This is a genomic window from Burkholderia sp. RF2-non_BP3 (genome assembly GCF_001522185.1).
Classification (GTDB): Bacteria; Pseudomonadota; Gammaproteobacteria; order Burkholderiales; family Burkholderiaceae; genus Burkholderia; species Burkholderia diffusa.
Genome location: NZ_LOSU01000028.1, coordinates 799198 through 824091 on the forward strand (window position 1 = coordinate 799198; position 24894 = coordinate 824091).

General features: G+C 67.2%; 14 protein-coding genes. All 14 read left to right on the forward strand.

The genetic code is table 11. From position 1 onward, the window contains the following. The first annotated feature begins 1 nt into the window (after nt 1). The 14 genes from tssM to WS45_RS14055 all read left to right on the forward strand — a co-directional run bounded on the left by tssM (nt 2) and on the right by WS45_RS14055 (nt 24893). Nucleotides 2-3631: a type VI secretion system membrane subunit TssM gene (tssM, locus tag WS45_RS13990; protein ID WP_059525492.1), complete on the forward strand. Its 3630-nt coding sequence runs from the start codon at nt 2-4 to the stop codon at nt 3629-3631. Beyond that, on the forward strand, nt 3613-4308 hold the full coding sequence (tagF, locus tag WS45_RS13995; RefSeq protein ID WP_156437139.1) for a type VI secretion system-associated protein TagF: 696 nt from the start codon (nt 3613-3615) through the stop codon (nt 4306-4308). Before tssM ends, tagF begins: the two co-directional genes overlap by 19 nt. A 65-nt stretch (nt 4309-4373) precedes the next feature. Further along, a complete protein-coding gene (locus WS45_RS14000; RefSeq protein WP_059700412.1) occupies nt 4374-6734 on the forward strand; it encodes a serine/threonine-protein kinase in 2361 nt (786 codons plus the stop codon). Next, nucleotides 6721-7851, forward strand: a complete 1131-nt coding sequence (gene tssA, locus WS45_RS14005; RefSeq protein WP_082721911.1) for a type VI secretion system protein TssA — start codon at nt 6721-6723, stop codon at nt 7849-7851. Before WS45_RS14000 ends, tssA begins: the two co-directional genes overlap by 14 nt. A 59-nt stretch (nt 7852-7910) precedes the next feature. Continuing rightward, on the forward strand, nt 7911-8465 hold the full coding sequence (gene tssB, locus WS45_RS14010) for a type VI secretion system contractile sheath small subunit (RefSeq protein ID WP_059525499.1): 555 nt from the start codon (nt 7911-7913) through the stop codon (nt 8463-8465). Further along, a complete protein-coding gene (gene tssC, locus WS45_RS14015) occupies nt 8458-9975 on the forward strand; it encodes a type VI secretion system contractile sheath large subunit (RefSeq protein ID WP_059525500.1) in 1518 nt (505 codons plus the stop codon). The genes tssB and tssC overlap by 8 nt, the downstream gene beginning before the upstream one ends. Nucleotides 9976-10034: 59 nt before the next feature. After that, on the forward strand, nt 10035-10526 hold the full coding sequence (locus tag WS45_RS14020) for an Hcp family type VI secretion system effector (RefSeq protein ID WP_059525502.1): 492 nt from the start codon (nt 10035-10037) through the stop codon (nt 10524-10526). 16 nt (nt 10527-10542) lie between these two features. Then, entirely contained in the window at nt 10543-11091 is a 549-nt protein-coding gene (gene tssE, locus WS45_RS14025; protein ID WP_059700599.1) for a type VI secretion system baseplate subunit TssE, read from the forward strand. Between the two features lie 4 nt (nt 11092-11095). Continuing rightward, nucleotides 11096-12967 (forward strand): type VI secretion system baseplate subunit TssF, encoded by a 1872-nt coding sequence (tssF, locus tag WS45_RS14030; protein WP_059700414.1) that lies wholly within the window; start codon nt 11096-11098, stop codon nt 12965-12967. Continuing rightward, nucleotides 12964-14088: a type VI secretion system baseplate subunit TssG gene (tssG, locus tag WS45_RS14035; RefSeq protein ID WP_059700415.1), complete on the forward strand. Its 1125-nt coding sequence runs from the start codon at nt 12964-12966 to the stop codon at nt 14086-14088. Before tssF ends, tssG begins: the two co-directional genes overlap by 4 nt. Nucleotides 14089-14100: 12 nt before the next feature. Next, nucleotides 14101-16782, forward strand: coding sequence for a type VI secretion system ATPase TssH (tssH, locus tag WS45_RS14040; protein WP_059700417.1), 2682 nt, complete (start codon nt 14101-14103; stop codon nt 16780-16782). Further along, nucleotides 16779-18983: a type VI secretion system Vgr family protein gene (gene tssI / locus WS45_RS14045; RefSeq protein ID WP_059700419.1), complete on the forward strand. Its 2205-nt coding sequence runs from the start codon at nt 16779-16781 to the stop codon at nt 18981-18983. The genes tssH and tssI overlap by 4 nt, the downstream gene beginning before the upstream one ends. Nucleotides 18984-18998: 15 nt before the next feature. After that, on the forward strand, nt 18999-20264 hold the full coding sequence (locus WS45_RS14050; RefSeq protein ID WP_059700421.1) for a hypothetical protein: 1266 nt from the start codon (nt 18999-19001) through the stop codon (nt 20262-20264). A 15-nt stretch (nt 20265-20279) separates the two neighbouring features. Next, nucleotides 20280-24893, forward strand: a complete 4614-nt coding sequence (locus tag WS45_RS14055; RefSeq protein ID WP_082721912.1) for an RHS repeat-associated core domain-containing protein — start codon at nt 20280-20282, stop codon at nt 24891-24893. Nucleotide 24894 lies beyond the last annotated feature (1 nt).

A 24894-nucleotide genomic window follows, 5' to 3' on the forward strand; every position in this document is an offset into this window, starting at 1 on the left:
CATGAACCAGGCTGTCGCGCGTTTCGTCCGGCCGTTGCCGTCGCGGGAGATCTGGACCTTCGCCGGTCTCGTCGTGCTCGCGTGTTTCGTGTGGCTCGCCGGGCCGCTGTTCGCGTTCGCCGAGATCCGCCCGCTCGAAAGCGGCTGGGCGCGCGCGGCGACGATCGCGGTGCTGTTCGCCGCGTGGGGCGCACGCGTGGCGTGGCGAAGCTGGCACGCAAGCCGCTTGAACGCGCAGTTGCTGAACCAGTTGCGCGAGGCCGCGCCCGGGCCGGCGAACGCCGACGACCCGGCCAAGGCCCAGCTCGACGAGCTGCGCAGCCGCTTCGACGAGGCCGCGGCGCTGCTGAAGAAGGTCCGCTTCGGGCAGGCGGACACCGCGCGCAAGGGGTTGGCGCGTTGGTTCGACCGGATGTCGCGCCAGTATCTGTACCAGTTGCCGTGGTACGTGTTCATCGGCGCGCCAGGCTCGGGCAAGACGACCGCGCTCGTCAATTCCGGGCTCAGTTTTCCGCTCGCCGAGCAGTTCGGCCGTGCCGCGATTCGCGGTGTGGGCGGCACCCGGCACTGCGACTGGTGGTTCACGAACGACGCGGTGCTGATCGACACGGCCGGCCGCTACACGACCCATGAAGGCAACCGCGCACTCGACGAAGCCGAGTGGAAAGGCTTCGTCGAACTGCTGAAGAAGTACCGCACGCGCCAGCCGCTGAACGGCGCGATGCTGACGATCAGCGTCGCCGACCTGGTCGGCGCGTCGGAAGCCGAGCGCACGCAGCACGCGATGGTGCTGCGCAAGCGGCTGCTCGAGCTGCGGGCGCAGCTCGGCATCCGGTTTCCCGTCTACCTGCTCGTGACGAAGGCCGACCTGCTGGCCGGCTTCGCCGAGTATTTCGGCGGCTTCGGCCGCGCGGAATGCGCGCAGGTGTGGGGTTTCACGTTCCCGCTCGCGCAAAGCGAGGCGCCGGGCTTCGACCTGCGTGCCGACTTCGACCGCGAATACCGGCTGCTGCACCAGCGGCTGAACGACGGGCTGCCCGAGCTGCTCGCCACACAGACCGACGCGCGCCAGCGCGAGATGGCGTACCTGCTGCCGCAGCAGGTCGCCGACTTGCAGGACATGCTCGGCCAGTTCGTCGCCGAAGTGTTTTCCGTGTCGAGCTTCGAGCCGATGCCGATGTTGCGCGGCGTGTACCTGACGAGCGGCACGCAGGAAGGCACCGCGTTCGACCGCGTGATGAGCGGCATCAAGCGCTTCCTGAAGATCGAGGGCGTGCCGCCGGTTGCCCAGGTCGGCTCGACCGGGCGCAGCTTCTTCTTGAAGTCGTTGCTGCAGGAGCACATCTTCCGCGAAGCCGCGCTCGCCGGCAGCGACCTGCGCTGGCATCAGAAGCGGCGCGTGTTGCAGATCGCCGGCTATGCGCTCCTCGCGCTCGCGAGCGTGGTCGTGCTGGCCGCCTGGCTGCGCAGCTATGCGAACAATCGCGCGTATCTCGACCGGATCGCGCAGCAGGTGCCCGCCGTCGATGCGCAGATCGCCGGTGCGAAGTTCTCGGATGCGGCCGACATCGCGCGGCTGCTGCCGGTGCTCGATGCGCTCGGCGGGCTCGCGAATGCCGGCGGCGTCGACCGCTCGCATCCGCCGCTCGCGTACCGCTGGGGGCTGTTTCAGGGCGAGAAGATCGACGAGGCCGTCGACGCCGTGTACCGGCGCGCGCTCGACGACGTGCTGCTGCCGATCGCCGCGCGCCGGATGGAGGCCGCGCTGAGCGATGCGCGGCCGGACGAAACCGACTACGCGTATGCGGCGCTGAAGGCCTACCTGATGCTGTACGACAGCGCGCATTACGATCCCGCGTTCGTGCAGGCCGTCGTCGATCTGGAAATGGAGCGCTCGTTGCCGCCCGATTTCTCGCCGGCCGAACGCTCGGCGCTGCGCGCGCATCTCGCCGCGCTGTTCGGCAACCGGGTGGCCGTGTCGCCGTATCCGATGAACGAGCGGCTCGTGGCCGACGTGCGCGACCGGCTGCGGCAGGTGCCGTTCTCGCAGCGGCTGTATCGCCAGCTCACGCGCACGCTGCGGCCGGCGACGTCCGCGTTCGATTTCAGCGTCGCGCGCGCGGTGGGGCCCGACGCGTCGCTCGTGTTCCGCCGCCAGAGCGGCAAGCCGCTGTCGGAAGGCGTGCCGGGCCTGTATACGCGCAACGGCTATCGGAACGTGTTCGCGCCGCGCCTCGCGGGCGAGGTCGACGCATACGGGCGCGAGGAGGTGTGGGTGCTGAATCTCGGGCTGTCCGAGATCCCCGGGCCGAACGACGCCGCCGCATGGGCGCGCGACATCCGCCAGCTGTACCTGAACGACTATCTGAAGATCTGGGACGACCATCTCGCCGACATCAAGCTGCAGCGCACGGCGACGCTCGCGCAGAGCATCCAGGTCGCGCGCGCGCTGTCGTCGGCGGATTCGCCGCTCACCCGGCTGATGATCGCACTCGCACGCGACACGGCGCTCGGCGACGCGCCGGGCGGCGCGCGCAATCTCGCGTCGCGCGCGCAGGACAAGGTCGACGAGGCGCGCAGTTCGCTGTCGCAGATCTTCGCGGGGCAGGGCGCGAGCGACGCGAATCCGTCAGCGGTGGCGCCCGCGAGCCCCGAGCAGGTGGTCGACAGCCACTTCGCCGGGCTGCGCGCGTTCGCGCCGGGCAGCGGTGACCAGGCGCAGGCGTTCGACGCGGTGCTGAAGTCGATCGACGCGCTCTATACGTACCTGACGGCCACCGACGATGCGCTGCGCAGCGGCGCCCAGCCGCCGCCGTCCGACGCGCCCGCGCGACTGCGCGCGCAGGCCGGTCGGCTGCCCACGCCGTTCCGCGAAGTGCTCGACGACCTGTCGAACGTCGCGAACGGCAGCGTCGCGACCGTCGAGCAGCGCAGCGTCGCGCAGCGGGCCGGCGCGAACGTCGGCGATTTCTGCCGGCAGGCGATCGCGGGCCGCTATCCGTTCGCGCGCGGATCGTCGCGCGACGTCGCACCGGCGGATTTCGCGCAGATGTTCGCGCCGGGCGGCCTGATGGACGATTTCTTCCAGAAGAACCTGCAGTCGATCGTCGATACGACGTCGCATCCGTGGCGTTTCGCGAACCGCAACGCGGACGCCGATCCGGCGGCGGCCGCGATGCTTTCGTCGTTCGAGAAGGCCGCGGTGATTCGCGACGCCTATTTCGGCGGCGGCGCACGCACGGCGCAACTGAAGGTGCAGATCCAGCCGCTCGAAATGGACCCGTCGCTCACGGAGATGGTGCTCGACGTCGACGGCCAGATCGTCCGTTATGCGCACGGCCCGCTCGTGCAGAGCGCGGTGGACTGGCCGGGCACGCGCGGCAGCAACCAGGTGCGCCTGCAGGTGTCGGGGCAGGCCGGCGCGACCGACGGCTTCACGACCAACGGGCCGTGGGCGCTGCACCGGCTGTTCGACCGCGCGGCCGTGTCGGCCGGGCGCGGGTCGGACCAGATGGTCGCGCGCTTCACCGTCGACGGCAAACCGCTCGTGCTGCAGGTGAATGCGGGCAGTGTCCGCAATCCGTTCAGGCTGCCCCAGATGGAGTCCTTTACATGCCCTCCGAAGCAATGAGCCGCCTGCCGCCGCTCACGCGCGCCGATGGCGACGCCCCGGCCTGGTACGGAAAGATCCCCGGCGCCGGCGACTTCGTGAACAGCCGGCTGCCGCATGCGCTCGCGCAGTGGTGGGAACGCTGGCTTCAGCAGGGGATGGCCGCGATGCGCCAGCGTGGCCCGGACGAGATCGCGCGCCACTACACGGTCGCGCCGGTCTGGAATTTCCTGGTGCCGGCGGGCGCCGGCGCGTCGTGCGTGCAGGCAGGTTGTCTCGCGCCGAGCTGCGACCGCGTCGGGCGCTACTACCCGGTGATCGTCACGCTGCCGATGCCGGCGGCCGACTACTGGAACGGGCTGCCGGACGCCGCCGACGCGTTCTACTGGCAGATCGGCCACGCGCTGCTCGACGCGATTCGGCATGCGCGCGCGCCAGTCGACCTCGAGGAGACGCTTGACCGCGTGCGGCTCGCGCCGGGCGGCGGGCCGCCGGCGGAAGTTGTCGACGGGATGCCGGCAACGCTGCCCGAACGACCGGCGCTCGCCGCGTGGCCCGGGCTGTCCGGTTATTTCGATCCCCACGGCGGGACGAGCTTCTGGTGGACCAATCGCGCCGACGGCTCGCCGCTGCGCACGCATGCGCATACAGGTGCACCCGACAACGCGCTGTTCCTGACGCTGTTCGGCGGTAGCTGACGGTGCCGGTCGGCGGTCGGAGGCTGGCAACGCAGGCAATACGGATGCGGTATCGCGAGGTAGACATGAAGGACCCTTCATCGAGAGACAACGAGCACGACACGGCGACCCGCGGCGACGCGCCCGAATTCACGGTGCGGCCGCTGCCGCTCGGTCATCGCCTGGGCGAGCTGCAGCTCGACGAGGTGCTGGGCATCGGCGGTTTCGGCATCGTCTATCGCGCGTTCGACCGCACGTTGCGGCGCGCGGTCGCGATCAAGGAATACATGCCGTCGATGCTCGCGACGCGCGGCGGCGACTACACGGTGTCGCTGCGCTCCGAGCGGTTCGCCCAGGCGTTCGACGCGGGACGCGGCGCGTTCCTCAACGAGGCGCGCTTGCTCGCGCAATTCGACCATCCGGGGCTCGTGAAGGTGCTGCATTTCTGGGAGAGCCACGGCACCGCATACATGGTGATGCCGTTCTACGAGGGGCGCACGCTCAAGCAGCTGCTCGACGGCGGTGTGCGGATGAGCGAGACGCAATTGCGCAACATCGTCGGCGCGCTGCTCGGCGCGCTCGACACGCTGCATCGCGCGCAGTGCTTCCATCGCGACGTCGCGCTCGACAACGTGCTGATCCGCCCGAACGGCAGCGCGATCCTGCTCGACTTCGGCGCGGCGCGCAAGCGGATCGGCGATCTCGTCGACGACGGCGCGATGATGATCAAGCCCGGTTACGCGCCGATCGAGCAATACACCGACGACCCCGCGTTCAGCCAGGGGCCGTGGACCGATCTCTACGCGCTCGGCGCGGTGATGCACGCGTTGATCACAGGTGAACTGCCGCCCGCGGCCGTCGTGCGCAGCATCAAGGACACGTACCGGCCGCTCGCGTCGCGCGAGTTGCCGGCCGGCGAGGTGTACAGCCCGGCGTTCCTCGCGGCGATCGATCACGCGTTGCAGTTGCGGATCCCGGATCGGCCGGAGTCGGTCGCGGCGTTCGCGGCGGAACTCGGGTTGCGCGATCTCGACCGCACGGGCGGCGGGTATGGTGCGGCAGTTGTGTCGCCGGCCGCCGATGCCGGCGGCGGCGGAGCAGGGAAGGTGGCTTCCGGTGTTTTGGGGGCGGCAGCGGCGTCGGGCGATGCAACACCGGGTGTGCGGTCGTCGCAACCTGAGCGGCCTGAAGGCCCGACGAGCACTTCCGATACGCCGTCTACCGCGTCCGCCGGGGCTGGCGACAAGCCGAACGATCGCGGGCCTTTGGCGTCGACGGCGGCTGCGCAAGCCCTGCATTCATCGACTTCGCCCACGTCTGCAACTGCTTCGTCATCCGTATCGCAGGCGTCGACTTCCGCGAAAACCGGGCGATCCGACGGGCGTGAAGGTGATGAGGGGCGTGCAAAGGAAGAGGCGAACGACGAGCGGTCGGCTTCGACGCCCGAGGCGCGTGAGGATGCCGGCGTGCGATCGGGAAGCGCCGGGGCGGACAGCGGGCAGGGCCGTGCAACGGATACAGGAAACCTGAACGGAACGGCAGTGCCGATTGCTGGCGCTGCTGGCGCTGCTGGCGCTGCTGGCGCTGCTGGCGCTGCTGGCGCTGCTGGCGCCTCCACATCCACGCCGTCGCCGGGTGCATCGCCTCCGATCCACCCGCCGCGCCGCCCATCGTTCATCGCGGCGGGCAACCGGCGCACGAAGATCTACGTGGGTGGCGCGCTGGCAGCAATGATCGTCGTTGGCATCGCCGCGACCTATCTGTCGCGTCCCGCGAAAGTCGCGGGCGAACCGGAAGCGGGGGCAAGCCTGCCGCTGGCGGGCGTTGCGTCCTCGGGCGCGGCGTCGGACGCGATGCTCGCGCAGCGCGGCCCGACGCCGATCGTCGTGCCGCCGTCGAGCCTGCCGGCCGGATCGTCCGCGCAGGTGCCGCCTCCCTCGCTGGCCGCCGCGCCGGCCAGCACGCCCGCTGCGGGGGCGGCCATTCCCGCGCCGCAGGTCGCGACGACCGCCACGGACATCGCCGGCGTCACGCCGTCGCAAGCCGGTTCGAGCGCGACCATCGCGCCGGCCGGCAGCCTCGACACATCGGAGCGCGTGGTCAACGTGCCGCCGTCGGAGGCCGCTGCGCCGCCGTCGACCGCACCGGTGCCCGCGCCGGCGTCGCCATCGGAAGCGGCGACGGCCGTTGCCGCGATCAACGCGCCGGCCGTCGAGCAGCGCCCGCCGAAACAGGAAACCGTCCAGGTCCGTTTCAACGTGCGTCCGTGGGGCGACGTGTACGTGAACGGCGCACGACGTGGCGCGAGCCCGCCGCTGCGCTCGGTGTTGCTGACACCGGGCGTCTATCAGATCGAGATCCGCAACGGCTCGCTGCCGCCGTTGCACCGCACCGTGGCGATCGACTTCGGCAGCAAACCGGTCAACATCGACTATGCATTCGAATGACGTCAGCCAGGCGGCGCTGGCTGCCGCCGCATTGTCCCCGCCGTCGCCCGGTTTGCCGGCCGCGACGCCGCGCGCCGAGTTGATCGGCCGGCTGCTGGCGGAGGTCTCGCCCGAAGCCCCGTGCGGTCCGAACCTCGAATACGACGCCGACTTCCTGCAGCTTCAGGAGCGGGCGACACCGCGCGCCGAGCAGCAATACGGCGACACCGTGATTCCGGCCGAGACGCCCGACTGGCGCGCGGTCGAGCGCCTTGCGCTCGCGCTGGGCGAGCGGACGAAGGACTTGCGTGTCGCCGCGTATCTCGCGCGCAGCTGGACCGAGCAGCACGGCATTCCGGGCTACGCGGACGGGCTCGCGGTCGTCGCCGGTCTGATCGGGCGCTGGTGGGACGACCTGCATCCGTGCCTCGACGCCGATGGCGAACCGGATCCGACATTGCGGATGAACGCGCTCGCCGATGTCGCCGGCGCGCACGAATGCGCGCGCGCGGCGCGGCGCCAGCCGCTGTTCGACGGCGGCCCGAGCGTGCGCGACGCCGAACGCGCGCTCGACGGCCGCGACGAAACGGGCGGCCCGGCCGCAGTCAGCCGCGACGGCCTGGTCGCCGCGCTGTCGACCGCACGCGACGACGGCCGCGTGCCGATCGACGCGGTGCGCGCGGTGCTGGGCGCGCTGAATGCGATCCGCGCGCACGTCACGGACCGGCTCGGCAGTGAATGGTCGCCCGATGCAAGCGACACGGAAAAGGCGTTGCAACGGATCATGCACGAAATGCCGGAGCCGGAGCCGGAGCCGATGCACGCGGCACGGCCAGCGGACGGTTCGATTCCGGCGGCGCCGGCCGCATCCGGCGCCGCGCACGGCGCGTCCACGCCGGCCGCGTTGCCGAACGGGCAGGCCTGGCGCGATGCCGAGGTCGCGAGCCGCGACGACGTGCGGCTCGGCATCGACAAGATGTGCCGCTATTTCGAACTGCACGAGCCGAGCCACCCGGCGCCGCTGCTGCTGCGGCGTGCGCAGCGGCTGCTCGCGCTCGACTTCTACGAAATCATCCGGGATCTCGCTCCGGAGAGCCTGCCGAAGCTGGACCTGCTGAGCGGCGAGCGGAGCGAATGAGGCAAGCCGCCCGGCGGCGGCGACGTACACGCAATCTGATCGATGTGAAGGAGCGGACGATGACGGACAGAACGAAGGCGGCAGGCAGCGGACAGAAGTTCATCGCGCGCAATCGGGCGCCGCGCGTGCAGATCGAGTACGACGTCGAGACCTACGGCGCCGAGCGCAAGGTGCAGCTGCCGTTCGTGATGGGCGTCATCGCGGACCTGGCGGGCAAGCGTGCCGAGCCGCTGCCCGATTTACCGGAGCGCAAATTCCTCGAGATCGACGTCGACAACTTCGACGAACGGATGAAGTCGGTCGCGCCGCGCGTCGCGTTCCAGGTGCCCAACACGCTGACGGGCGAAGGGATGCTCAACGTCGACATGACGTTCGAGCAGATCGACGATTTCTCGCCGGCGGCGATCGCGCGCAACGTCGACGCGCTGCGCCGGCTGCTGGATGCGCGCACCGAGCTGTCGAACCTGCTGTCGTACATGGACGGCAAGCACGGCGCCGAGCAACTGATCGAGCGCGCGATCAACGATCCCGACCTGCTGAAGACGCTCGTGCGCGAACCGCGCGCCGATGCGCAGGCCGGCGACGCGACCCAACCGGAGGCCCGCGATGAATGACCCCGTCCAGTCCCGCGCAGAAGCTCGCAACACCCGCGACGCCGCGCAGCCGGCCGTCGCGCACGGCGAGTTCGCCGCGCTGCTGCAGAAGGAGTTCAAGCCGAAGACCGCCGAGGCGCGCGAGTCGGTCGAGCGCGCGGTGCGCACGCTCGCGCAACAGGCGCTCGAACATACGGTCGGCATGACGACCGACGCATACGGCAGCGTGAAGCAGATCATCGCGGAGATCGACCGGAAGCTGTCCGAGCAGATCAACCAGATCCTGCATCACGACGAATTCCAGACGCTCGAAGGTGCATGGCGCGGCCTGCATTACCTCGTCACGCACACCGAGACCGACGAGCTGCTGAAGATCAAGGCCTTGCCGGCGTCGCGCAACGAGGTCGCGCGGATGCTCAAGCGCTACAAGGGTGTCGCATGGGACCAGAGCCCGCTGTTCCGCAAGATCTACGAGGAGGAATACGGGCAGTTCGGCGGCGAGCCGTTCGGCTGCCTCGTCGGCGACTTCTACTTCAATCACAGCCCGCCGGACGTCGAGATGCTCGGCGAGCTGTCGAAGATCGCGGCGGCCGCGCACGCGCCGTTCATCGCGGGCGCGTCGCCGGAACTGATGCAGATGGATTCGTGGCAGGAGCTGTCGAACCCGCGCGACCTCACCAAGATCTTCCAGAACACCGAATACGCGGGCTGGCGCAGCCTGCGGCAGTCGGAGGATTCGCGCTACGTGGGCCTCGCGATGCCGCGTTTTCTCGCGCGGCTGCCGTATGGCGCGCGCACCAATCCGGTCGACGAATTCGACTTCGAGGAAGACACCGACGCCGCGAATCACGACCGCTACACGTGGGCGAACTCGGCTTACGCGATGGCCGCGAACATCAACCGCTCGTTCAAGTTGTACGGCTGGTGCTCGTCGATTCGCGGCGTCGAGTCGGGCGGGGCGGTCGAAGGGCTGCCGAGCCATACGTTCCCGACCGACGACGGCGGCGTCGACCAGAAATGCCCGACCGAGATCGCCATCAGCGACCGCCGCGAAGCCGAGCTCGCGAAGAACGGCTTCATGCCGTTCGTGCACCGGAAGAACTCGGATTTCGCGGCGTTCATCGGCGCGCAGTCGCTGTACCAGCCGGCCGAGTATCACGACCCCGACGCGACCGCGAACGCGCGGTTGTCCGGCCGCCTGCCTTACCTGTTCGCGTGCTGCCGCTTCGCGCACTACCTGAAATGCATCGTGCGCGACAAGATCGGCTCGTTCCGCGAGCGCGACGACATGGAGCGCTGGCTCAACGACTGGATCATGAACTACGTCGACGGCGACCCCGTGAACTCGTCCCAGGAAACCAAGGCGCGCAAGCCGCTGGCGGCCGCGCAGGTGGTCGTCGACGAGGTCGAGGACAACCCCGGCTACTACACGTCGAAATTCTTCCTGCGACCGCATTACCAGCTCGAAGGGCTCACCGTGTCGCTGCGGCTCATCTCGCGGCTGCCTTCGGCGAAGGCGGCGAACGAGTGAGCGGCACGCGGCATTCGATACGGCATTCAACGTGATTTCGCACCGAAACGGAGACGGCAATGGGCGTGGCAATGTTTATGAAGGTGGACGGCGTGACCGGCGAATCGGCGGACGCGCAGCACAAGGGCTGGACCGACATCGAATCGTTCACGTGGGGCGCGAGCCAGCCGGGCGCGATGGCGAGCGGCAGCGGCGGCAACGCGGGCAAGGCGAGTTTCAACGATCTCGTCGTGGCCGCGTACATGGACAAGGGCGCGCCGGCAATCGTCAAGAACTGCGCGAGCGGCAAGCATTTGCCGAAGGTCGAGATCTCCGCGTGCAAGACCGGCGGCACGCAGGTCGAGTTCATGCGCGTGACGCTGCAGGAAGTGCTCGTCACGTCCGCGCAGGTCGCGGGCATCGACCCCGGCGACGCGGCCGACCGGCTGATGATGCACTACGGCTTCCAGGCCGCGAAGGTGAAGAAGCAGTACTGGCAGCAGAACGACAACGGCGGCAAGGGCGCCGAGGTGTCGGTCGGCTGGAACATCAAGGAAAACACCGAGATGTGACGGCGGAGCGATGACGATGGACGACCCGCAAGCCCGCGCCGGCCGCCACGCCGGAGTGCGCGACCGGCTGCAGCCCGCGCTGCTCGACCGGCTGACCGACGACGCGCCGCAGCGCACGGCCGATCCGCCCGGCACGCAAGGGATCGGCGCCGAGCGCCTGCGTGCGGCCGTGCTGCGCGATCTCGCGTGGCTGCTCAATACGCGCAATGCCGAGGACGGCTTCGTCGACTGGGCCGCATTCGCGCATGCGCAGGCCTCGGTGCTCAACTACGGGATGCGGCCGCTCGTCGGCAAGCCGATGTCGGGCGTCGAGCGGATGTCGGTCGAGGCGTCGATCCGCGACGCGATCGTGCGCTTCGAGCCACGCATCGCGCCGGACAGCGTCGAGGTCCGCAGCATCGCCGATGCATCGGACGGGCGCGCCGGCGAACGGCGTCACAACGTGCTGCTGTTCGAGATTCGCGGCACGCTGTGGTCGATCCCGCATCCGGTCGAATTCGTGCTGCGCTCCGACCTCGATCTCGAGACGGGTGCGATGTCGCTGCGGTCCGCGGCGGGAAACTGACACGATGGATACGCGCCTGCTCGACTACTACAACCGCGAGCTCGTGTACCTGCGCGAGCTCGGCGACGAATTCGCGCAGCAATTTCCGAAGGTCGCCGCGCGGCTGCGGCTCACCGAATCCGGGCCGCCCGATCCGTACGTCGAACGGCTGCTCGAAGGCTTCAGTTTTCTCACCGCGCGCGTGCAGCTGAAGATGGACGCCGAGTTTCCGCGCTTCACGCAGGCGCTGCTGGACGCGGTGTATCCGGGCTATCTCGCGCCATTGCCGTCGATGGCGATCGTGCGGTTCGCGCCGATGCTCAACGAAGGCAGCCTCGCACAGGGCTGGCGGCTGCCGGCCGGCACCGCGCTGCGCGCGCGGCCCGCCGCGTCCGAGCAGACCGCATGTGAATTCCGTACCGCGCACGACCTGACGCTGTGGCCGCTCGAGCTGACCGATGCGGCCGTCACCGGCGCGCCGTCATGGCTGCCGCGCGGCGCCGTGCCAGCGCGCCAGGACGTGCGCGGCGCGCTGCGCATCCGGCTCAAGGCGCGCGGCGGCGCCAGGCTGTCGCAACTGCCGCTCGAGCAACTGACCTTTCATCTCGCGGGCCCGGAACGCGACGCGCTGCACCTGCTCGAACTGATCGCCGCGCATGCGCTCGGCGCTGTCTGCCACGATCCGGGGCAGCCGCCGCGCTGGCTGCATACGCTCGACGCCGATGCGATCGTCCATGAGGGCTTCGATCCGGCGCAGGCGATCCTGCCCGACGACGGGCGCAGTTTCCACGGCTACCGGCTGCTGCGCGAGTATTTCGCGTTTCCGGCGCGCTTCCTGTTCTTCAGTATCGGCGGGCTGCGCGCCGCGCTCGCGCGCGCCACCGGCGACGAATGCGAGCTGACCGTGCTGTTCGATCGCCACGACGCCGCGCTCGAAGCGGCCGTCGATGCGCGGCATCTGGCGCTGAACTGCACACCGGCCGTGAACCTGTTCGCACGTCGCGGCGACCGGATCCTGTTGCAGCCGGGCGCACGCGAGCATCATGTCGTCGTCGACCGCAGCCGGCCGCTCGATCACGAGGTCTATGCCGTGCAGCGGCTCGCGAGCGAGCAGCGCGACGATGGCCAGTCGCGCGAATTCCGGCCGTTTCATGCGTCGTTCGCGCGCGACGACGGCAACTACGGCGCGTACTACACGGTACGGCGCGAGCCTCGGCTGGTGTCCGCGCAGGCACGCGCGAACGGCACGCGCACCGGCTACGTCGGCAGCGAAACCTACGTGTCGCTCGTCGACAGTCAGTGCGCGCCGTACGACGAGACGATGCGCTATCTGTCCGTCGACACGCTCTGCACGAACCGCGATCTCGCGCTGCTGCTGCCGCCGGGCGATGCGAACGCGTTCACGCTGCGCATTTCGGCGCCCGTCGAGCGCATCGTCGCGATTCGCGGCCCGTCGCGCCCGCGCCCGCCGATCGCCGATGCGCAGACGGCCTGGCGGCTCGTCCGTCATATCGGGCTCGCCCGGCAAACGCTGACCGATCTCGACGACGACGAGGGCGCACATGCGCTACGCGAGCTGCTCGGCCTGCACGCCGACCCGGCCGATGCCGCGATGCGCCGGCAGATCGACGGCGTGCGGCGCGTCGCGTTCTCGCCGGTGTTCCGGCGGCTGCCGGCGCTCGGCCCGCTGATGTTCGGACGCGGCGTGCAGGTCGACGTGACCGTCGACGATCATGCGTTTTCCGGCGACAGCCCGTTCCTGCTCGGCGCGGTGCTCGAACAGTTCTTCGCGCGGCATGTTTCGATCAATGCGTTCGCCGAATGCGTGCTGACCAGCGTGCAACGCGGCACGCTCGCGCACTGGCCCGCGCGCATCGGCCGGCGGCCCGCGATATGAAGCACGGCACGCCACCCGACGCTCGATCGGCCGTCGAATCCGCCCGCCGCGATGCGTGGTGGGCGCGACTGCGCGCCGCGCCGCATGGCTACGACCTGTTCCAGGCGTTGCGCTGGCTCGATGCGCTGTCGTCCGGCCGCGCACCGCTCGGCCATGCCGCGCGGCCGCGCGACGAACCGGTGCGGCTCGGGCAACAGCCGTCGCTCGCGTTCGCGGCGTCGATGGTGGCCGGCGCATACGATGGGGACGGCGGCGCCACGCGGCCGCGCATCGCGATCCACGGTTTCGGGTTGTTCGGACCGAACGGTCCGCTGCCGACCCACCTGACCGAATACGCGCACGAGCGCGCGGCCCAGCACGACGACCCGACGTTCGCCGCATTCGCGGACCTGTTTCATCACCGGCTGATTCTGCTGTTCTACCGCGCATGGGCCGACGCGCAACCGACGGCGAGCCTCGATCGTCCCGGGCGCGCGCGGTTCGACGCGTATGTCGCGAGCCTCATCGGGCGCGCCGCGCATGACGACCGGCCGGCCGCGCAGGCCGATGCGGAACGCACGGCCGCCGACACGCTCGCGCCGCATGCGCTTTATTTCCACGCGGGTCATCTCGTGCGGCACACGCGCAACCCGGAAGGGCTCGTGCAGATCCTGAGCAGCCATTTCGGCGTCGACGCGCGCATCGTCGAGCACGTGCCGCGCTGGGTCGCGATCGAGCGCACGCAGCGCTGCGTGATCCGTGCGACGCGGCCGACCCTGCGCGTCGGCGGCGTCGCGCTCGGCATCGCGGTGCGCGACGCGCAGTCTCATTTCCGGATCGTGCTCGGGCCGCTGTCGCTCGACGCGTACCGGCGCTTCCTGCCGGGCGGCCCGCACGCGCGGCAGCTCGCGCACTGGGTGCGCGAATACGTCGGCATCGAGTTCGACTGGGACGTTCAGCTCGAACTGGCGGCCGACGCGGTGCCCGCGATCGCGCTCGGCGCGCCGCAGGGCCTCGGCCGTACTGCGTGGCTCGGGCAGCGGCTCGACGCGGGGCCCGCGCGCGATCTCGTCGTCCGTTACGACGCGCGCCGTGGCGGGCCGCCGCGCACCGGCGCCGTCCCTCATCGCGAAACCGCCTAAACGGGAACCGTCATGTCCGATATCGGCCGCGTCAACCTGTTCGGAAAGCTCAACCCGCTCCTCTACGAAACGCTCGAGCAGGCGACCGGATTCTGCCGGCTGCGCGGCAATCCGTACGTGGAGCTCGCGCACTGGATCAAGCAGCTTCTGCAGCGGCCCGACGGCGACCTGCAGCGCGTGTTGCGCCGGTTCGAGATCGACGAGGCCGCGATCGAGCGCGGGCTCGTCGCGTCGCTCGATCGGCTGCCGCGTGGCGCGGGATCGGTGTCGGACCTGTCCGTGCACATCGACGACGCGGTCGAACGCGCGTGGGTCTATGCGACCTTGAAATACGACGCGACGCGGATTCGCGGCGCGGTCCTGCTGCTCGCGATCCTGAAGACGCCGCAGTTGCGCAACGTGTTGTATGCGATCGCACGCGAGTTCGAGCGCATCGTGCCCGACGTGCTCGCCGACGAACTCGCATCGATTGTCGACGGTTCGCCCGAGGCGCAACCGGCCGCGCGTGCCGATTCGGGCTCGGGTACCGGCTCCGGCGACGCCGCGATGCGCGGTGCGCCAGTCGCGGAAGGCGCGGAAGGCGCGGCCCTGGCGCGCTTCGCCGTCGACCTGACCGCCCGTGCGCGGGCAGGCGAGATCGACCCCGTCGTCGGGCGCGACGCGGAGATCCGCCAGATCGTCGACATCCTGCTGCGGCGCCGGCAGAACAACCCGCTGCTGGTCGGCGAGGCCGGCGTCGGCAAGACCGCCGTCGCGGAAGGCTTCGCGCTGCGCATCGCCGCCGGGGACGTGCCGCCGTCTCTGCGAGACGTCGCGCTGTACCTGCTCGACATCGGGCTGCTGCAGGCCGGCGCGAGCGTGAAGGGCGAATTCGAGAGCCGCCTGCGCGGCGTGATCGACGAAGCGATGTCGTCCGAGCGGCCGACGATCCTCTTCGTCGACGAAGTCCATACGCTCGTCGGCGCGGGCGGGGCGGCCGGCACCGGCGACGCCGCGAACCTGCTGAAACCGGCGCTCGCGCGCGGCCTGCTGCGCACCATCGGCGCGACCACCTGGTCCGAGTACAAGCAGTACATCGAGAAGGATCCCGCGCTGACGCGGCGCTTCCAGCTCGTCCACGTGCTCGAACCCGAAGAGGCCGCCGCCGTGACGATGCTGCGCGGTCTCGCCGCGAAGCTCGAAGCGCACCACCGCGTGCTGGTGCTCGACGACGCGCTGCAGGCCGCCGTGACGTTGTCGCATCGGTATATTCCCGCGCGGCAGTTGCCGGACAAGGCGATCAGCCTGCTCGACACGGCCTGCGCGCGCGTCGCCGTCAGCCAGCACGCGGTGCCCGCGCCGATCGAGGATGCGCGCCGACGCATCGACGGCCTGCGCGTCGAGCGGGAACGGATCGCGCGCGAGTGCGCGCTCGGCACCGGCGACACCGCGCGGCGCGACGCGATCGATGCCGAGCTTGCCGCCGTACAGACGGAGCTCGATCGGCTCGATACGCGCTGGCAAGCCGAGCGCGACGCGTTGGCCTCGATCGTCGAATCGCGCGCCGCGCTGCTCGACGACGCGCCGTCGCGCGCGCTCACCGGCGACGCACGCGCCGATGTCCTGTCGCGCCTCGCTGTCGCACAGCAGGCGCTGGCAGAGATGCAAGGCGACGCACCGCTCGTGCTGCCCGCCGTCGACACGCATGCGGTCGCCGCCGTCGTCGCCGACTGGACCGGCATCCCGCTCGGGCGGATGGTGCGCGACGAGACGCAGGCCGTGCTCAAGCTCGCCGAGACGCTCGGCGAACGCGTCGTCGGCCAGCACCATGCGGTCGAACTGATCGCCGAACGGATTCAGACCGCACGTGCGAAGCTCGACGACCCGACCAAACCGCACGGCGTGTTCCTGCTGTGCGGGCCGTCCGGCGTCGGCAAGACCGAGACCGCGCTCGCGCTGGCCGACACGTTGTACGGCGGCGAGCGCAACGCGATCACGATCAACATGAGCGAATTCCAGGAGGCGCACACGGTATCGACGCTGAAGGGCGCGCCGCCCGGCTACGTCGGCTACGGGCAGGGCGGGGTGCTCACCGAGGCCGTGCGGCGGCGGCCGTACAGCGTCGTGCTGCTCGACGAGATCGAGAAGGCGCATCGCGACGTGCACGAGATTTTCTTCCAGGTGTTCGACAAGGGCTGGATGGAAGATGGCGAGGGGCGCGACATCGATTTCCGGCATACCGTGATTTTGCTGACGTCGAACGTCGGCGCCGATCGCGTGATGCAGCTGTGCCGCGACCCCGAGCGCCTGCCCGACATGCAGACGCTTGCCGATGCGCTGCGCGCGCCGCTGCTCGACGTGTTCCCCGCCGCGCTGCTCGGCCGGTTGACCGTCGTGCCGTACTACCCGCTGACCGATGCGACGCTCGCGCGCATCGTCGAGTTGCAGTTGCGGCGCTTCGAGAAGCGGATCGACCAACATCACGGGATCCGGCTGCGCTGCACCGATTCGGCGACCGCGCTGATCGTCGCGCGCTGCAGGACGATCGAATCCGGCGGGCGCATGGTCGACGCGATCCTCACGCATACCGTGATGCCGCGCATCGGCCGCGCGATCCTCGAAGCCACGCTCGAAGGTCGCGCGCTGACGTCGATCGAGGTGAGCGCCGCCGGCGGCGAATTCGCTTACCGGTTCGACGAGGAGGGAACGACGTGAATCGCGTATTCACACTCGACAGCCCGCACGGCGACGACCTGAAGTTCCACACGCTCGACGGCAGCGACGAACTCGGCCGCCTGTTCGAATTCCGGATCGAGGCGCTGGCTGACAGCCACAGCCTGTCGCTGAAGGACATGCTCGGCAAGCCCGTGACCGTGCGGATCGAGCAGCAGGACCTGTCGACGCGCTATCTGAACGGGATCGTCGCGCGCGCGACGCTGGCCGGCCGGCGTGCCGAGCGGCACTACGGTTACGAACTGGTCGTGCGGCCGTGGCTGTGGCTCGCGACGCGTCGCTCAGATTGCCGGATCTTCCAGAACCGCACCGTGCCCGACATCGTGCAGGAAGTGCTCGCGCCTTACGGCTTCCCCATCGAAAACAAGCTGACCGATGCGTACGTGCCGCGTGAGTTCTGCGTGCAATACAACGAGACCGACGCCGCGTTCGTGATGCGATTGATGGAGTTCGAGGGCATCTATTTTTATTTCCGGCACGCGGCCGACAATCACACGCTCGTGCTGTGCGACGCGATGTCGTCGCACGTCGCGTTGCCCGGCTACGAAACGATCCCGTACATCGCGCAGGATCGCACCGCGATCGCCGACGAGGAACACATCGACGGCTGGCTGCCCGCGCAGGCGGTGAGCGTCGGCAAGCATCAGACGACCGACTACGACTATACGAAGCCGCGCGCCGATCTTTCCGCGCAGAAGGTCGATCCGCGCGGTCATGATCACGACAGCTTCGCGTCGTTCGAATGGCCGGGCGGGTATCGCGACGATGCGCCTGGTGCGCATTACAGCCGCGTGCGGCTCGAGGAGCAGCAGGCCGAACATGAGCGGGCGAGTGCGGATACCGACGTGCGCGGCGCCGCGCCGGGCTATCTGTTCACGCTTGCGCATTGCCCGCGTGCCGATCAGAACCGCGAGTACCTGATCGTGCGGTGTTGGTACCGTTTCCAGGAGAACGCGTATGCGAGCGATCAGGGCGCGGAGGCTGTCGTGCATCGAACGATGATGCTCGTGCAGCCGTCGAGCCTGCCTTACCGATCGCCGCGTGAAACGCCGCGGCCGCGGACGAACGGGCCGCAGACGGCTACCGTGGTCGGGCCGCCGGGGGAGGAAATCTGGACCGATCAGTATGGGCGAGTGAAGCTGCAGTTTCGCTGGGACCGGTATGGGCAGAGCAATCAGGATTCGTCATGCTGGGTTCGAGTGTCGAGTCCTTGGGCCGGGGGTGGATTCGGAGGCGTGCAGATTCCGCGTGTCGGCGATGAGGTGGTCGTCGATTTTCTCAACGGCGATCCGGATGAGCCGATCGTGACGGGGCGCGTTTACAACGGCGAGAAGATGCCGCCGTGGGGGCTGCCAGGCAGTGCGACCCAAAGCGGGTTGTTGTCGAGGTCGTCGCCGGGCGGGACCACCGAGCATGCGAATGCGTTTCGGTTCGAGGACAAGAAGGGCGCCGAGCAGTTGTGGATGCATGCTGAAAGGAATTTCGATGCGGAGACGGAGGCCGATCACACACTTTCCGTCGGGAACAACCATACGCATACCGTCGGGAACGACGAAACGATGCAGGTGAAGAACAACCGGCAACGGAGCGTCGGGAAGAACGAGACCGTGAATATCGGGCAGAACCGGGTCGCGCAGATCGGGGTGGACGAGACGCATGGGGTGGGGGGAAACCGGACGCGAACGGTCGGCAAGAACGAAACCGTGACGATCGCGGCGAATCGCGACGCGACCATTGGCGGAATACATACCGAGACGGTTGCGAAAGCCAAGACTGAAACGATCGGCGAAGGCAAGACGCTGAATGTCGGACAGATGTATCAAACGACGTCGCAAGACATGAAGACGCTGGTTGCGTCGTCGCATACCGAGGAAATCGGTGCACGTACATCGACGATTGCCAACGCCCATACGCACACGGTCGGCGGTGAGCACACCGTCAACGTCGGCGCGAACCATACGACGAACGTGCAGCATCAGGTGCTCGTCAACGCCGGAGATCAGCTTTCGCTCGTCTGCGGGATGTCCAGCATCGTGATGAAGCGCGACGGAACGATCACGATCCAGGGCGTCAACGTCGCGTCGGCTGGCACCGAAAGCCACACCGTCAACAGCAAGAAGGTGACGTCGTCTGCGTCGGTCGAGCATACGGTCGAAGGGACGATCCTGAAACTGAATCCATAACGGAGGCTCGCACGAATGCAGAACTGGCAGCCGACCAATCCGATAGAACGCAGGTTCATGGATGCGCATACGGACTGGATGAGTTTCGCAAAAGAGCAGGATGCGCGATTGATGATCTGGCAGACCGACGAGACGGATGCGGAACTCGTGCGGCTCTATTTTCAGGTTCAGGACGAGACGTCGTGTGCGGTCAGGACGATGCGCGCGTCGTTCATTAGTGAAGCGAGTTATGCGAAGGCGCTGACGGACGAACTCATTGCGTTCTATGACAGCCGGCGTGAAGGATCCGATGCGCATGGGGTGCGGGCCGATTGGCAAGCGCCGTACGACGATGACAAGGATCCGTTGCTGTATCTGTTCGCGGTTGCCGACAGCCTGATGCAGCACCATCCGGACGTTTTTCCGGCGATGGTATTCGTGCTGGAACCGGCCAAAGTGCGGGATGACACGGCATGGGTGCGATGGCTCGACGATTTGCTGTCGATCATTGCGGTCGCGCCGCAGCTTGCCGAGCGCGTGCGTTTTGTCGTGCCGCGTACGGATATCGCGCCGTTTGCTGCGTTGATGCAACGGCATCGTGCCGTGGTGCGGGTCGTGCACGGCAAATACTCGATGGCGAGCGTGCCGCGCGAATTGCTGGCGGAATCGGGCGAGCGCGGGCCGAGCGGTGAATTTCGACGGCATTTCGTGTTGCTGACCGAGATCATCGAAAGCGGTAATCCGGCTCGGCTGGAGGAACTACGTGCGGCGGCGCTGAGGGTTGCCGAGCGTGAGCAGTGGTTCGATCAGTGTGTTGTCGTGCATCTGATTGCCGGTGCCGCGTATCTGAAGTGGCGCGATCGGGCGCGCGCGATCGATGCGTATCGGAGCGCAGCCAGCAGCGGGATGCGCGCAGTTGAAGCCGGGCATCCGGCAGGGCACAAGCTGGTTGCGAACGGGCTGTTCGGCGAGGCGAGCGTGCATTTGACGCACAAGGACTACGCGCATTCGGCGTATTGCTATGAGCGTGCGGCGGCGTCGACCTTGGCTGCGATGGACGGGCTGATGACGGTCGAAGCATGGCGCATGAGCGCCGTATGCTGGGAGCGGGCAGGGGAGCGCGAGCATGCGCTGGAAGCCGGGTTCAATGCGCTCGATGCAGGGTTGATGATCGACGAGCCGATGCGGGCGAACAGTAATCTGCCGATGGTTGTGGAGTGGATGGTTTTGCAGTTGGGTGTGCAGGACCGGCGGCGCAATGCGCTTAGCGAGAAGGTCGCGGCGTTGCGTGGTGGGCGTTGAGCGGGGGCCGAAACCATGGCACTCCCGGCCGTCAAGCATCTCGACCCCGTCGTCGGCGTTGACGTTCATTCGGTACTGGTCACACCGGGTACGCCACCGGTGTTCCTGCCGCATCCTCATGTCGGGTTCATCCTCGATCTGCGGGAGTACGTTCAAGCGGCAAAGGCCGTGGCCGGTTGCATTGCGATGATGATCGTGCAGGACAAGGTGACCGAATACATCGAAGATCATCCCGAAGATGTGAAGGCCTTGGAACACCTGGCCGATGAAGCAAACGAGCAGGTCAATGAACAGCTCAATGACTTGATGGGCGGCGGAAAGCTGCCGGACCTCAAGAACGACCCCACTATAGCGAAGGGGATGAAGCTCGCGAAAGAGGCCGACGAGATCGAGAACCGCATCAGTAACGATCTTGGCTCGAACGTCGGATCGGGGGGCAGCAGCGGCAGGCCGATTTTCGTGAACGGGATGATGCGTGCCACGGCCGGCACACATGCGTATCACGTTCCGGGGTTGCATTTTCCGCTCGGCGAATCGTTTGCGCCGCCTCCTGCGGAGGACTTCGAACCGTCGAACGACGGGGAATCGTTCATGGGCAGCAAGACCGTGCTCGCGAACAACGATCCGATGTCGTACATGGCGTTGCAGGCGCTGAGTTGCTGGTCGGTTGGCATGGAGCCGCCGCCGCACAATGGCGCGCACACGGAGCGAACCTATCCGTCGATGCCGAGTTCGGTCATGCTGCCGATTCCGGCAGGGCGGCCTGTGCTAGTGGGTGGGCCGCCGATCATGAATATGGCTGCGCTGGCGATGGGGCTGTTCAAGGCCTTTCGGGGTAGCGAATGGGCTAAAAGGCTTGCGGACAAGCTGCATTTGAAACCCGGTTTCCTGCGTTGTAATGTGCTGGGAGCCGATCCGGTGGATATGACCACCGGCGATGTGGTGGTACAGCAGCGGGATTTTACGGTGCCAGGACGGCTGCCGCTCAGATGGGACCGATATTACGCGAGTCGCGACCGGTGCGCGGGCGCTGCCGGCGTGGGCTGGCAGACCCCGGCCGACATCCGGCTCGAACTGATGCGGCACGAAGGATCGATTGGCGCGGCGGCATACTTTCCGGACCATGCGACGGCTTTCGACGTCATACCGAAAGAAGAGGGGTGGCCGGCACGGGTGTATGACTTGCAGTATGGGCACGCGCTGTACTGGCGGGATGGCCGACTCGTGCTGCGTGCCCGCGCTGGCGTTGAATACGAGTACGCGCGGCTCGCACAGTGGCAACGCGCTGTCGACGCACTTCACGATGACATGCGCCTCATACTGCTCATCGATCGGATGGCGGATCTCAGCGGCAACGCGTGGGGGTTCGAGCGTGAACGTGACGGTAGCCTGAGGCGCGTCGTCGAATGGAAGCGAGATGAGGCGACAGGGCGCGTGGTCGAATGCGGCGTTGGCCGAAGAGCGGACACCGGATTGCTTACCTCGCTGACCCTGATCGACACGGGCGGCCGTGCGCATCCGCTCGTCAGTTACGAGCATGACTGTGAGCGAAACCTGACCGCTGCAATCGACGCGATGGCGCACCCACACTATTTCGCATACGCGGACGGCCACCGGATGGTGCGCCATACCAGTGCGCGAGGTGTGTCGTTCCACTACAGTTACCAGCAGCATGACGACGGCACGTGGCGCGTCGATCACGCGTGGGGAGACAAGGGACTCCTCGATTATCGCTTCGCCTACGATCGGAAGCGGATGGAAACGCGCGTCACCAATTCGCTCGGCCACACCACCGTCCTGCAGTTGAACGAGCGAGGCATGCCGTTGACCAGGGTCGATCCGCTGTGCGGCGTGACCAGTTACCGGTACGACGCACAGGGGCGCACGAATGCCGAAACCGATCCGGGGGGGCGGACGACTGCATGGGAATATGACCAGTACGGGAACCTGCTGAGGCAGATACTGCCGGATGGCAGTGCGGTGCACACTACGTACAACCGGGATCACCGGCCGGTCTGCGCAACTGCGCCGGGAGGCCGGCAGTGGCGGTATGAATGGGACGAGCACGGCAATCTGCTCACGCAGACGACGCCGGCGCAGACGACCTCACGCTATTCCTATGACACGCATGGACAGATCGTCGCGCATATAGGGCCACGCGGTGCGATCACGCGATTCGATTACGACCGCGATGGTCATCTAGCGGTGTTGACTGACGCGCTTGGCCACCGCACGCAGTACACACATGACTCGCTCGGAAACCTGGTCAAGACCGTCAATGCGCTCGGGCAGGTCAGCCACTATGAATACGACCTTAACGGCAGTCTGACCCGCGCGACCGAGCCGGGTGGGCAGGAAATCCATTGTACGTATGATCCCGACGGCAATCTCGTGCGCTATCGGGATCCGGCCGGGCATATAACGCAGATGGCGTACTCGGCGCTCGGACAGGTAAGCCGGCGGCTCGCGCCGGATGGCACCGCCATCGAATACAGGTATGACTCCGAGGAGCAATTGATCGGCGTGGTCAATGAACGCGGTGAACTCTACGTGCTCGAGCGCGATGCGTTGGGCCGGGTTACAGCGGAGACGGATTACTGGGGACAGACGCGACGTTACCAGTACGGCGCGGCGGGCAATCTGTACGCCAGTACGGACCCGCTCGGGCAGACCATCGAGTACCGTTACGACCGGCTGGGCCGGATCGTCGAAAAGCGCGTGCCGGCCCCGGCACACGCCGAAGGCGTGCGGATCGACCGTTTCGTATTTGACCGGCAGGGTGACCTCGTGCTCGCTGAGAACCCCTCGAGTCGCGTCGAGTTCCGCTACGACGAATTGGGGCGGGTGATCGAGGAGCGACAGGGCGACGATTTCACGATCGCGAGCACCTATGATGCAACCGGCAACCGGATCGAACGCAGAACTCGGCTCGTTGCCGGCAGTGACGTGGTCGAATATTCCGTTCGCTATGAATATGACGCGTTGGATGCCGTGACGTCGATCCAGATCGATGATGCTGTGCCGATCGTCCTTGAACGCGATGCGATCGGTCAGGTTTGCGTCGAGCAATTGAGCGGAGCGTTGCGGCGCGAGCTGTCGTATGAAGCGGGCGGGCAAGTGGCAAAACAAACGCTGCTGAGCGGCACCGGTGTGCTGTTCGCAAGTGAATATGCATACGACGCGAATGGCGAGTTGGTGGAGAAGCGCGATTCGCGCAACGGCATCGAGCACTTCCGGTACGACCCTGTGGGCCGGGTGGTCGCGCATACCGACCCTACGGGCCGGCTGCGCCGCTACCTGCACGACCCTGCGGGCGATTTGCTGAAAACGCACATCCGGGAGCGCCGCACGGCGGGCGCGGATGAGACGACGCAGACCGGTACCTGGGTGCGCGAAGGCGAATACGACGGCTGCTACTACGCGTACGACCGCGCGGGCAACCTGATCCGCAAGCAGGAAGCCGGGCAGGATCTGACCTTGTGCTGGGATGCGGCCGGGCAACTGGCCGAAGCGATGGCGGTGCGGCCGACTGTTGCAGCAGTACCGGGCAGTCAAGTTCGCATCCACGCACAGTATGAATACGATGTGTTCATGCGGCGGGTGCGCAAGGTTGTGTATGCCGGGACCGCTGGCGGTGCGAACCGGGAATCGCCACGCGTCAGCCACTTTTTCTGGGATGGCGACGCGCTCGTGGGCGAGTACACGACGGGCGATCACGTAACTGGCAATGCGGCCTCGGACGAGGGCGACAGGGTGGGCGTAGTGCAGCCGGCTTCACGGGACTTAGCCGAAGTGGTCGCTGCCCCCCCGTCACGTCGCGTGTATGAATGGGTCAATTATCCGGGCACATTCCGGCCGTTTGCGGCGGTGCATTGCGATCTGCCCGAGCACGGGGCCTCCGCGCAGGCAGCGGGACAGTTGGCACAGAGCTCGGGAGCGGCGTATTTTTACCAGAATGATCCCAACGGAGCGCCTCAGCGGATGCACGATGCTGTCGGGAATTGCGTCTGGGAGTATTGCCCGGCGGAATGCGTTGAGCGTTTAGGGGCTTCGTGGAATGAGCAGCCGATCAGGCTGCAAGGACAGTATCATGACGCTGAAACGGGGCTCCACTTCAACCGGTATCGATACTACGATCCCGATACCGGAATCTTTATCAGTGAGGATCCGATTGGCCTAGATGGTGGACTCAATCTATATCAATACGCACCTAACGTCTTTAACTGGATTGATCCGTATGGATTGGAGCTTACACCTCTAAATGAGCGCGGATACACCGTATACGGGCTATTCGAGCCTGGAGCTGATGCGCCTTACTATGTGGGGCACACAAAGCAGTCTCTACGGGATCGTCTAGCTGGACATAGAAGCGAAAATGGCAGGTATCGGGCAAATGCTGGAACTGAGATTAGACCATTGGAGATTGGTGTTGAGGGAATGCTTACTTACACCCAATCCAAGGGGTTTGAGCAGGCATATAGTGAATTGTATGGCACCAAGACAGGGTTTCCCGGCAATGATATCAACCCAATCAAAAAAAATCGACAGGATGACAGGGGGAAATCGCACAAGAGTCATTACGACGCGAAGGCCGATGGGCTTGGCATAAATGGTTGTGGAGGTAGTTGAC